This is a genomic window from Rhodococcus sp. (in: high G+C Gram-positive bacteria) (genome assembly GCF_049286785.1).
Classification (GTDB): domain Bacteria; phylum Actinomycetota; class Actinomycetes; order Mycobacteriales; family Mycobacteriaceae; genus Rhodococcus_F.
Genome location: NZ_JBAQEO010000133.1, coordinates 1 through 10,929 on the forward strand (window position 1 = coordinate 1; position 10,929 = coordinate 10,929).

Here is a 10,929-nt window from a genome sequence, read left to right on the forward strand (position 1 = left end):
TTCTCCCGGCCGGCGAAGGAGACCAGCGGACACTGCTTCATCGACGCCGCCGTGCTCACCGGGGCCGGCGTCGACGACCTGTCCCGTTACGGCGGCGGACCGCACCCTCAGCTGGACCTGTTCCTGGACTGACTTCGCGAGGAGTGCGGCCGGGGGCCGTCTACGATCGGCCGATTCTTTCAGGTTCCAGCGCAGCCGGCGCCCCGTCCGGTTTCCGCTCACCTTCGAGACGTCGCAGGAACCGTTCGACCAGTGCGACAGTCTCGTCGTGACCGCCGGAAACCCCCAGGGCCGCTTCCATCGTCAGTACCCGCGAGAGGCTCGTCATCAGAACCATGACAGCAGCCGGTGGATACTCAATGGAATCGATGCCGTATCGCTGCAAGGTGCCGGCAACGGCCTCGACCTGTGCGGTGCGGAACCGCTCCGAGTACTCGGCGATCTCCGCGCGAATGGCCTTCCTGTGGTTGGCGAGCGCAACGAACTCCATCGTGAAGGCAGTGCCCGTTGCTTCGATGCTGAACTCCCACAGAGCCCACAGTGGCTGCGGCGAGGTCAGGAGTTGCGACTGACGCTCGAGACCCTCTGTGGCGCGGCGCCGAAAGACCTCGAGGAACAGTTCGTCCATGGTGCGGAAGTAGTAGTACACGAGCGGCGGCTTCAGGCCCGCTTCCTTTGCGATACGACGCGAGCTGACCGCGGCGTATCCTTCCTGCAACATGAGCCGCTCTGCGGCATCGAGAAGGAGAGCCCGATTCCTTGCGTCGGGCGCGCCGATTCTGCGCGGCGAAGACATCTGCTGCTCCTCAGCATCGATAACGCACTACCCCAGTCACCCCACGACCGATCGTAGTGTGAACAAAACGGGTTCGACCGTTGCGTGGATATGTTCAGGAACCTCGTGGCGCCTCAGGGAACCGGGGTGAATTCGAGGTGGAGCTCGGTGAGACCGCGAAGAATGTAGGTCGGCTCGTAGGTGTAACGGCGAGCGTCGACGGGACCGTGCTCCGCCTCCGAGATCCTGATGTCGGCCATCCGGTCGAGCAGACGCTCGATGGTGACGCGGGCCTCCACCCGGCTGAGCGGTCCGCCGGGGCAGGAATGGACGCCGCGTCCGAACGCGACGTGTTCACGCGCGTTGGGACGGTCGATGCGGAACTCGTGCGGGTCTTCGAATTTGCGCGGATCCCGGTTCGCGGCCCCGAGAAGAATCGCCACCGTGGTGCCGGCGGGGATCTCGACGTCGCCGAGTGTCGTCGAGGTGCGGGTCAACCGGAAATCGCTCTTGACCGGCCCCTCCAGGCGGAGCAACTCCTCGACGAAGGCAGGAATGAGGCTGCGATCCTCGCGGAGTTGCTTTTGCAGCTCGGGGTTTTCGGCGATGCACTGGAACGCGGCCGTGATCAGTTTGGCGGTGGTGTCCTGCCCGGCTCCGAACAGGAAGGTCGCGAGCCGGACGAGCTCGATGACCTCGGGAGTCTCGCCGTCGGGATACTTCGACTCGGCCAGCAGCGTCAGTACGTCGCTGCGGGGTTCACGCCGTCGGTCCTCGATGTAGGCGCTGAACTTCTCTTCGAGGAACTCCAGCGGATTGAGCGACATTGCGTCGCCCTCGTCCATCGCACCCGGCGTCTGCATGCTCAGGCTGGCCCGGAACGCCTTGTGATCCTCTTCCGGGACTCCGAGCAGATCCGCGATGGTGAGCAGGGCAAAGGGCAGGGCGTAGTCCCGGACGAGTTCACACTTGCCTCCGGCGAGGAACTCGTCGATCTGACGGTCGGCGAGGCGCCACATGAATTCCTCGTTCTGCTCGATCCGACGGGGCGTGAACAGCCCGGCGAGCAGCCTTCGAACGCGAGTGTGTTGCGGAGGATCCATCGTGACGAGGTGCTCACTCAACGGGAACTGGTCGCGGTACTCCTCGATCAGTGCACTGACGTCGTCGCCGTGAGGCTCGAATGGTATCCCGAACGGCCCGATCGGCGCGTTGATGTTGGAGAACGCCGCAGTGTTGCGGAGAACCGCAAGGGCTTCCTCGAAACCGGTGACCGCGACGGCGCCGTGAGGGGGCACGAATTGAACGGGGCATTTCTGCCGGAGGTGATCGAAGTAGGGGTGAGGATCGGGGATGACGGACTGATCGGTGAAGTAGTCAAGTGATTCGAAGTCACTCATGTGCAGCCTCCCTGTGATTGGTGTGCAGGAATTGCTGAGCACCCGCTCAGCAATGCTGACCACATGCTTAGCATGAAATTGCACAAGTGGTCAACATCACATTACGGTTGACGAGAGCGGCGTTTGCCAAATACGGAAATAATGTTCTACTCTGCCTCATGAACACACCTGACGAAAAGTAGCCACTGGTCAGGACTGGTAATCGGCCCCGGCCCCGCACACCGACGGGCGCACTCCCGGTCGAAAAGCCATCACCGGCCGCACCACCACCACCCGACTCGGCCGAGGAAACCTCATGCCCTTCGTGATCACCCAACGTTGCTGCACCGACGCAAGCTGCGTGTCCGAATGCCCCGTGGACTGCATCCGGCCGCGGCCGGATGATCCGGACTACGGCACCACCGAGATGCTGTACATCGCCCCGGAGACCTGCATCGACTGCGGGGCGTGCGTGGACGCCTGCCCGGTGGACGCGATCTTCTCCGAATTCGACCTCACAGCCTCGATGAGCCGGTACCCGGACATCAACCGGGCCTACTTCGAACGGCATCCGCTCGACACCTCGGTCCTCCCCCCGCGGCAGCCGCCGCGGCGGCTGCCGAAGGAACTCGGCGCGCTGCGCGTCGCGATCGTCGGTTCCGGTCCCGCAGCCTGCTACGCGGCCGATGAACTGCTGCAGCACAATGACGTCCAGGTCGAGATGTTCGATCGGCTGCCCACCCCGTGGGGTCTGGTGCGCAGCGGCGTGGCGCCGGACCACCCGGAAACCAAAGGCGTCGCAGACATGTTCGCGTCGGCGTTCCGAAACGACCGGTTCCAGTTGCACCTCAACGTGGAGGTCGGCGCGCACATCTCGCTCGCAGAGCTCCGTGAGCATCACCACGCGGTCGTGTACGCGGTCGGCGCGTCCGGCGATCGGCGCCTCGGGATCCCCGGCGAGGAACTGCCCGGCAGCCACTCCGCGACAGAGTTCGTCGCCTGGTACAACGGTCATCCCGACCATGCACACCACGAGTTCGATCTGTCCGGCGAACGGGCCGTCGTCGTCGGCAACGGCAACGTCGCACTCGACGTTGCGCGAATCCTCACGCTCGACCCCGACGAGCTGGCCAAGACGGATATCGCCGACCATGCACTGGAGGCGTTGCGCAGCAGCAATATCCGGGAGGTCGTGGTGCTGGGCCGCCGTGGCCCGTTGCAGGCGGCATATTCCACGCCCGAGTTCCTGGCCCTGAGTTACCTGCCCGCCATCGATGTCGTGATCGACGAGGCCGAGTTGGCTCTGGACGCGACCGGTCAGGCCGCTCTCGACGACCCGGACGTGGAGCCCTCTCTGAAGCTCGCGATGGATCTGGCACGCGAGTATGCGGCCAAGCCCGCCGTGAACGGCAACAAGCGGATCGTCTTCCGGTACCTGTTCTCCCCCAACGAACTTCGCGGGGGTGACCATGTCGAATCGGTGGAGCTGGTCCACAACATCCTCGACCGTGACCTGAACGCGATGGCCACCGAGCGAACCGAGAGCATCGACGCGACTCTGGTGCTCCGCTCGGTCGGCTACCGCGGCGAACCCGTCGTCGACCTGCCGTTCGACGACAGTCGTGGTGTCATCCCCAACGCCCGCGGCCGGGTGGAGGGCATGGCCGGGGTCTACACCACCGGCTGGATCAAGCGGGGTCCCCGCGGTGTCATCGGCACCAACCGAGCGGATTCGAAGGAGACCGTCTCGATGCTGCTCGAAGACTTCCGAGCCGGCACGCTGACAGCTCCAGCGTCCGACCGGGCCGCGTTGACCGCCCTCCTGGCTCGGCGTCGGCCGGAGCGGATCGACAAGGCCGGGTGGCGCACCATCGACACCGCCGAGAAGGCCGCGGGACAGGCCGCAGGCAGGCCCCGGATCAAGCGCACCAACACTGGCGAACTACCCACGGCCGCAGTCTGAACGGAATTACCGATCGACCAGACCCGGATTCGCACCGACCCGAAACGAGGCGCCGAAATGACTGATCAGACCGTTCACGACAAACTCGAGATCAAGGAACTGCTCTACCGCTACGCCAGGTCGGCAGACACCAAGGACTGGGCCGGACTGACATCGGTCTTCACCGAAGACGCCTTCCTCGACTACAGCTCCGTGGGCTATCCACCCGGAACACGCGACGAGGTCGTCGCCGTGCTCTCCAACGCGTTAGCTCAGGTGCCCATGACCCAGCACTTCATCAGCAACATCCAGATCGCGCTCGACGGCGACCGAGCCAAGGTGACCGCGATGTTCTACAACCCGATGCTGCTTCCCGGCATGACCGAGATGAGTTACTGCGGCGGCAACTACTACCACGATGTCGTACGCACGCCGGACGGCTGGAAGAGCGAACGGCTGGTCGAGGAAAATCTGTGGTTCGTGAACCCGCCGAAACCGAAGGCCTGAACAGCCGAGTCCTCGATGACTCGATGACTGAACGACTGAGAGCAGGCTCGCGCTAGCAGAGCAGCGCGAGCCTGCCTTTCAGTGCGTGGACCGGCTCTTCGGGATGTCCCGGAACGCGAGGCCGGGGTCATGGCTGCGCTCGCGTGGCATTCCGAGCACGCGTTCACTCACGGTATTGCGAGCCATCTCGGTCGTGCCTCCGCCGATGCACCAGGCCTGACGCATCAGATAGTCGTTTCCGCACTGTGCGACGGCGCCGTCGTCGCTGTCCCATGCAGCACCGGCAGCCCCGGTGAACTCGTAGATGATTGTGGTGATGCGGGTTTCGACGACACCCGCCATCAGCCGGGCGATGCCGGCCGCCTGATCCGACATCGTCTTCGTCGCGATGCCGCGGCCGACCCGTTGCTGGAGTGCTCCCTTGACGAGTTCGAGTGTCCGCGCCTCGCCGACCAGGTCGCGGCCCATCGGGTCGTCGAGCCTGCCCGCGTCACGTGCCACGGCAAGGAGTTCCGGCGTCCGCGAGGCACCCCGGGCGCTTCCCGCAGGCTTCGTCGCGTACGGCGAGTTCAACAGCATCCGCTCGTGGAACATCCAGCGGGTCCCCACGGTCCAGCCGTCGTCGACCTCACCGACACGGTCGCTGTCCGGGACCCTGACGTCGGTGATGAACTCCTGGCAGAACTCCCGGCAGCCGCTCAGCATTTCGATGCGATGCACCTCGACGCCGGGCTGGTGCAGCGGAACGATGAAGACGGTGAGTCCTCGATGCTTGGGCACGTCCCAGTTGGTTCGAGCCAGACACAGCGCCCAGTCGGACCACCAGGCACCGGTGGTCCAGATCTTCGATCCGTTGAGCACCCATTCGTCGCCGTCGCGGATCGCGGTGGTCACAGCGCCCGCGACGTCGGAGCCGCCACTCGGTTCGGAGAGCATCTGCATCCACAGTTCCTCGCCCTTCAGAATGGCGGGGATGTGGCGACGCTTCTGTTCCTCGGTGCCGAATTCGAGGAGTACCGCAGCGCAGGGCACGAAGGTCGGTGACTGCAACCGGGCGGGGTACTCGAAGCCCGTCAGCTCCTCGTCGAGAACCTGCTGGTGGGCGCGGGTCAGTCCCTGCCCGCCGTACTCCCGGGGGAAGCTGATCCCGGCGAGGCCGGCGTCGAACAGCATGCGTTGAAGTTCGCGTTCCCGCTTGACTTCGGCGAGTTCCTCCTCATCGGACCCTTCGTTGCGGAAGATTCCGACGTTGGCGGTGGGGTCGGACGCCCCGAGGTTCGCCCGGATCCATGTGCGGGCCCGGGTCCGGAAGGTGTCGAGTGATTCGACGTCCGGGGTGGTCACTGGGTGTCCTCCTGGTGGTCGACGATGTCGGCAATGAGTTGCCGGTGCTCGGCGGGTGTGCCGTAGTTCGATCGGTTGGCGACGGTTCGCCGCAGGAAGAGATGGATGTCGTGCTCGAACGTGAGCCCGATGCCGCCGTGGATCTGCACGCAGTCCTGCAGCAGTTCTGCGCCGTACTCGCCGACATACGCTTTCGCGGCGCTGGTCAGTTCTGCGGCCTCCGTCGAGCCTGCGGCGACCGCAGCGGCGGCAAGGTCGGTGATCGCATGACTTGCCTCGAGCCACGTCTTCATGTCGGCGAAACGGTGCTTGAGTTCCTGATAGGAGGCGAGCGGCCGGCCGAAGGAGTATCGGTCGAAGGCCCATTCGAGGGTCATGTCGAACGCAGCCTGCATGGCGCCGACCGATTCCGCGCAGCTGATCACGAGGGCCAGTTGGCGCGCACGCTCGACATCGCCTGCCGCCTCGCCCGCTCTTCCCACCAGCGCCGTCACCGGCAGGCGCACGTCGTCGAACTCGACGACGGCGAATCGGCGGGTCAGGTCGACCGACTGGAGGGGCCGTACCCGAACGCCCGATGCGCTGCTCGGTACCAGCACCTGGGTGACGTTGTCACCCGTGTGCCCGGTCACCAGCAACACGTCCGCGGTGAGCGCGGCTTCGACGGGCCGCTTCGTCCCGTTCACCACGACCTCGCTGCCTTCCACACGGATCTCGAGCGGGGGCACGCCTGTTCGGGTGTTCGGACGGGGTTCGGCGAAGCACCATGCCGCGGTGGAAGTTCCGGCCAGTAGTGCCGCCAGAACCTCACCATGGGCGTCCGTCTCACTGTGGTCGAGCATCTGGGTGTCGAGCATTGCCGCGACGATGTTCGTGGGGATCAACGGTCCCGGCGCAGCACGCCGGCCGAATTCGTGAGCGACGAGAGTGAGATCGGTAAGTCCGACATCGCTGATGGAACCGCCGCCGCTGCCCTCCCCGACGAGCAGGCTCGTCCAGCCGAGTTCGGCGCCCCGCCGCCAATAGTCGGCCTCGAATCCGACCGCGTCGTCACGGAGGCGGCGGAGTTCCGCCACCGGTGCCCGATCCTGGAGAAACCGGGCCGTGGTGTCCCGAAAGAACTCCTGATCGGGAGTCAGCTCCAACAACATGTTCGTCCTCCGTCACTGCGGACGCGTTCGGCTGCGAACACTCCGCTCTCTTGAGGGAGAATAACATTGTCATTTTTAAGAAATAAAGCTTTCGCCCTGCGGCGTTCCGGAAGACACCCACGTCACCCACCAGGCGTCGCGCGAGGCCGGCAGAGCCGTCCGGTCGCCCTCGACATCATCTGACAGCGAACAGTGCCGTCATCGGGGGACTACGAAACGAACACGAACCAGTATCCGACCACCAACGTGCACAGAGCGATCAATCCAACGGTGGCGTAGTTGGCAAGTTTCTCCCGTTGGCTGCGTGGCAGCAGACGAAGCTTCTCGGCGAGGCGCCTGCGTTTCTCGGTGCAACACCATGCTCTTCCCCTACCCCGGTGGTTCCAACCCTGAAAGACCGGTCGGAAAAATACCACTGGTTGGTTATTCATTGCGAATGTACCGTCAGCTAAGTACTCTCCGGCGAATAAGTAATCTCCGGTTAAAGGGAAATGAAGGTCGGTAGGCACCATGCCTGCCACCGGACGACGGACGGAATCCCATGAGCATCCGAGAAACGGCGGCCAGCGGCGCGGGGGTGGCGCGACTGGCGATCGATGCAGGTCTCGCACTTTCGGTCGTAGGCGCCGACATTCTGCACAGGGCACTCACACGCGAGGTCGGTCCGGTAGGTGATCCCGGGCCCACCGATGCCTCGATCTCGATGACCCCGGTCAAAAGACCGAAGGCCGCCTCTGTTTGAGCCATCGGCCTACCGGGTAGTTGCGGCCAATGCCCAGAAAGGTCGTCATCACCGGTGCCAGTGGCAATGTCGGCACAGCCCTGCTCCACCTCTTCGCAGAGCAGGAACCCGACACGGAGATCGTTGCCATTGCCCGGCGAACACCCCCTTCCACCCACCCCTATGACCGTGCGCAATGGCACAACATCGATCTGGCCCGCGCGGACGCGGGGGTCGTCACTCTGGCCGATCTTCGCCGGCCTATGCTGACCGGGTCACCGAATCCTGGCCTTGCAGAGGCATACCCACGTCGATCTACAGCATCGACAAGGTCGCCGAAGTAGACGTACTCGACGCCTTCGAGTCCGAAACCGCGCCCGCATCCCGGCCGGTGATCACACGGCTGCGTCCCGGGATGATCGCCCAGCACGATGAAGCCACCGCGATGCTGCGCTATGCGCTGCCGAGTTATGTGCCTCGCACACTCACGAGATGAATTCCGCGCCTGCAGTTCCTGCCCCTCGATCGATCACCGACCCTGCCACTCGTCCACACTGATGATCTGGCGGACGCCGTACTGAAAGCACTCGAGCGCCGCGCTCAGGGGGCCTTCAACATCGCCGCGGACGAACCGTTGGACGCGGACGTGGTGCGCATCTCTTTCGAAGCGCATCTGATTTCCGTTCCGTCCGCCGTGCTGGGTTCGATCGTGAATGTTCTGTGGAATCTCCATCTTTCACCGGTACACCCCATGACGCCCAGGGCATCGTGAACGAGTTCGTCTCGGGGATACGCGGCGCGGCCCACAGTGCCGGCGCCGTGCTGGGTGAACGTTCACCGGGTGCCCGGTTACGCCAGTTCATCACGGCCGGCCCCATCACGAGACGCCTGCGCCCGTGATCCTCACACGGCAATCGCCGGTCCGCCGTGACGAAGGACCGGCGATTGCCGTGAGATCTGGGTGATCAGAGATCAGTTGATGCCGACGACCTCCTGCGCGATGGCCGCCAGGCGGGTCTGCGACGCAGAGACGATCCCGTGGCGATTCTTGTGCGCCTCTTCATATGCCAGCACCGCCCGGATGTCGGCCGGCTCGGTCAGTTCCTTGACCGCTGCCACCGCTGCAGAGACATTGAGCTCGTCGTAGTCGGCGATGGGAAGTTCACTCGCGTCCTGTACTCCGCTTGCCGAGCGGGCGGTGTGGATGGCGTCGGCGACCCCGCCCGCGCCTTCGCGCCGGGTGACACCCTCCGCAGTTGCCAGTGCAGCGTCGCGGCCGGCGGTCAGCGTCTTGGTAGCGATCTCACCCAGCGCAGCGCCCCGCCCGAGGAGCGATCCGAGCCATTCGGGTGTTCCCCGGGCGGTGTCGATCGCACGATCGAGCCCACGGGTGGTCCAGTTCGCCGGTGCATTGATCCATTGCACGGCCGTGCCGGTCGCAGCCTGCAGCGGGGTTCGACGCAGTGCGGCCGGGCCGCCGAGTGCATCTTCCGCCAACACCGTGGTCAACCACTCGACGGTGGCCGAGTGTGCCGTGATCAGGCGATCCGCCAGTCGAGTGACGTCGACTTTCTCGGCCGTCCTTGCCAGCGCTTTGATGTAGCGGGCACGGTCCAGAAGCTGGTGCTCCAATGCCAGGTCGCCCAGAAGGGCCTCGTCGAAGGGTTGCGCCTGCTCCGCAACCGATTTCACTATCGCGGTGGCACGGCCCAGGAGAGGACCGACGACATCGGGCAATCCTCCCAGACTCCTGATCGCCTCTTCGATGGCTTCGGCGCGGTCCCGCCCCTTGGCGGCATTCTCCGACAGTTCCCGGCGAACCGCCTCGGTGCGGGCCTGCGCGACCCGGGTTTCGGCGACCTGAATCTCCGTGTTGGTGAGTTCGAGTACCACTCGCAGCTGGGCGAGCAGGTTCGCGGTTTCGTTCGTCATTCGTATGCTCCCTCTGTTGGGTGGAATGTGGTGGTGCCACTGCGCCGTTCGGCGAGTTTCCCGACGCGCCCGCGATAGCGGGGCGAGCATCGGAAAGTGGGCTTGTTGTCGATCGATTCAGTCCTGGACGCTGCCAACCCAGTCGAGTCGCAGCAATACTCCCGCTTTCACGGCCCTGTCGAGCCTGCGGTACAACGCGAGGTCCCGCATTCAGCGAAACCCCTACCCCCTGCCTGGCAGGAGACCAGCGATCTCCGTGCCGGGCACTTACCCAACATGGCACAGTGTTGAGCAGCCCGCAAACGCCGCATCGGTTATGCAGTCCGCAAACGCGGCATCACGAGATCCCCCTCGACCTCAGGTTCGGGCCGATACCGCACCGGGGTCGGCGTTTCGCACCGGACTACCCATGGACGCGTGGGAGTCGTGCTTTCCGAAGACAATTCCGTCCCACCAGGACTGCAGCGGGCTGGGGTCGGCCCAGATCACCGCCCCCGAGGCAGATGCCTGCGCCGAATCAGCGCCCGCTGCCCGGGAAGAGGTGCGAATGCGTGGCGGTTTCGCCCGCAGGTAACCGGCGTCGGCTGTGGGTGGACCCGTCGGAACGGACTGCGACGCACGCATGGAGCCGGGATCGGTTCGAAGCACAGCAACACACCTCCCATGATCAGCCAAGGCGCCCGCCACCTCGACGGGCGACCAAGATCACTGTGCGGCAGCAAGATTAGCAGTCACCCAGAATGAGCGCCAAGCACCGCCCACCATTCACGCTTGCCTTCCGATCCGCCCGACGACATAATTTATCTCTATCGTATGTCATAGATAATTGGTTGGGCGGGTTATGCTGCAGCGATTGCGCGAATGGAGTGTCGAGACCTTCGACGGCGCAGACATGGCGGGAGCACTGTCGCTGTCCGATGACGACCAAGCCCGGACGGTGGCCCGCACAGACGTCCGAGTTGTGGATGCGGACGAGATCCAACGCCGGATGGGAGAGGGTCCGTTCAACTCGGGCGACGCGGCATTGCTCCGGGTGTTCACCGCGATGGTGAACCCCTCGACACGCCTTGCGCGGGCCGCGAGGCACGGGCCGAGTTGGCCGGCCTCACGAAAGCGATGGAATCCCGGAGCGTGATCGAGCAGGCGAAGGGAATCGTCATGGCCGCGGGCGTCATCGC

The 10,929-nt window shown here is 64.7% G+C and carries 12 protein-coding genes; 6 read left to right on the top strand and 6 right to left on the bottom strand.

What is annotated here, in order from left to right:
• Nucleotides 1-160: 160 nt before the first annotated feature.
• Nucleotides 161-796 carry a TetR/AcrR family transcriptional regulator gene (locus WAW17_RS05410; protein WP_422331980.1) on the bottom strand — a complete coding sequence of 212 codons (636 nt, stop codon included), beginning with the start codon at nucleotides 794-796 and terminating at the stop codon, nucleotides 161-163.
• Between the two features lie 113 nt (nucleotides 797-909).
• Nucleotides 910-2,175, bottom strand: coding sequence for a cytochrome P450 (locus tag WAW17_RS05415; protein ID WP_422331981.1), 1,266 nt, complete (start codon nucleotides 2,173-2,175; stop codon nucleotides 910-912).
• 295 nt (nucleotides 2,176-2,470) lie between these two features.
• Here WAW17_RS05415 and WAW17_RS05420 point away from each other — a divergent pair, with 295 nt between their 5' ends.
• Both WAW17_RS05420 and WAW17_RS05425 read left to right on the top strand, forming a co-directional pair.
• Nucleotides 2,471-4,117 carry an FAD-dependent oxidoreductase gene (locus tag WAW17_RS05420; protein ID WP_422331982.1) on the top strand — a complete coding sequence of 549 codons (1,647 nt, stop codon included), beginning with the start codon at nucleotides 2,471-2,473 and terminating at the stop codon, nucleotides 4,115-4,117.
• 57 nt (nucleotides 4,118-4,174) lie between these two features.
• Nucleotides 4,175-4,603 (top strand): nuclear transport factor 2 family protein, encoded by a 429-nt coding sequence (locus WAW17_RS05425; protein ID WP_422331983.1) that lies wholly within the window; start codon nucleotides 4,175-4,177, stop codon nucleotides 4,601-4,603.
• 78 nt (nucleotides 4,604-4,681) lie between these two features.
• Here the strand turns inward: WAW17_RS05425 and WAW17_RS05430 are convergent, their stop codons facing one another.
• Both WAW17_RS05430 and WAW17_RS05435 read right to left on the bottom strand, forming a co-directional pair.
• On the bottom strand, nucleotides 4,682-5,947 hold the full coding sequence (locus WAW17_RS05430) for an acyl-CoA dehydrogenase family protein (RefSeq protein ID WP_422331984.1): 1,266 nt from the start codon (nucleotides 5,945-5,947) through the stop codon (nucleotides 4,682-4,684).
• On the bottom strand, nucleotides 5,944-7,098 hold the full coding sequence (locus WAW17_RS05435) for an acyl-CoA dehydrogenase family protein (protein WP_422331985.1): 1,155 nt from the start codon (nucleotides 7,096-7,098) through the stop codon (nucleotides 5,944-5,946). Before WAW17_RS05435 ends, WAW17_RS05430 begins: the two co-directional genes overlap by 4 nt.
• Nucleotides 7,099-7,639: 541 nt before the next feature.
• Here WAW17_RS05435 and WAW17_RS05440 point away from each other — a divergent pair.
• From WAW17_RS05440 to WAW17_RS05450, 3 genes are all read left to right on the top strand, one after another.
• Nucleotides 7,640-7,840: a hypothetical protein gene (locus WAW17_RS05440; protein WP_422331986.1), complete on the top strand. Its 201-nt coding sequence runs from the start codon at nucleotides 7,640-7,642 to the stop codon at nucleotides 7,838-7,840.
• 29 nt (nucleotides 7,841-7,869) lie between these two features.
• Nucleotides 7,870-8,163, top strand: a complete 294-nt coding sequence (locus WAW17_RS05445) for an NAD-dependent epimerase/dehydratase family protein (RefSeq protein WP_422331987.1) — start codon at nucleotides 7,870-7,872, stop codon at nucleotides 8,161-8,163.
• 376 nt (nucleotides 8,164-8,539) lie between these two features.
• The gene (locus WAW17_RS05450) at nucleotides 8,540-8,719 is read left to right on the top strand and encodes a hypothetical protein (RefSeq protein ID WP_422331988.1); all 180 of its coding nucleotides are present in this window, start codon (nucleotides 8,540-8,542) and stop codon (nucleotides 8,717-8,719) included.
• A gap of 72 nt (nucleotides 8,720-8,791) precedes the next feature.
• Here WAW17_RS05450 and WAW17_RS05455 read toward each other — a convergent pair whose 3' ends face one another.
• Both WAW17_RS05455 and WAW17_RS05460 read right to left on the bottom strand, forming a co-directional pair.
• Nucleotides 8,792-9,751: a ferritin-like domain-containing protein gene (locus WAW17_RS05455; RefSeq protein WP_422331989.1), complete on the bottom strand. Its 960-nt coding sequence runs from the start codon at nucleotides 9,749-9,751 to the stop codon at nucleotides 8,792-8,794.
• A 357-nt stretch (nucleotides 9,752-10,108) separates the two neighbouring features.
• A complete protein-coding gene (locus WAW17_RS05460) occupies nucleotides 10,109-10,399 on the bottom strand; it encodes a hypothetical protein (RefSeq protein ID WP_422331990.1) in 291 nt (96 codons plus the stop codon).
• Nucleotides 10,400-10,604: 205 nt separating this feature from the next.
• On the opposite strand from WAW17_RS05460, the gene WAW17_RS05465 reads away from it, so the two are divergent.
• Nucleotides 10,605-10,886: a hypothetical protein gene (locus WAW17_RS05465; protein ID WP_422331991.1), complete on the top strand. Its 282-nt coding sequence runs from the start codon at nucleotides 10,605-10,607 to the stop codon at nucleotides 10,884-10,886.
• The last annotated feature ends 43 nt before the right edge of the window (nucleotides 10,887-10,929 follow it).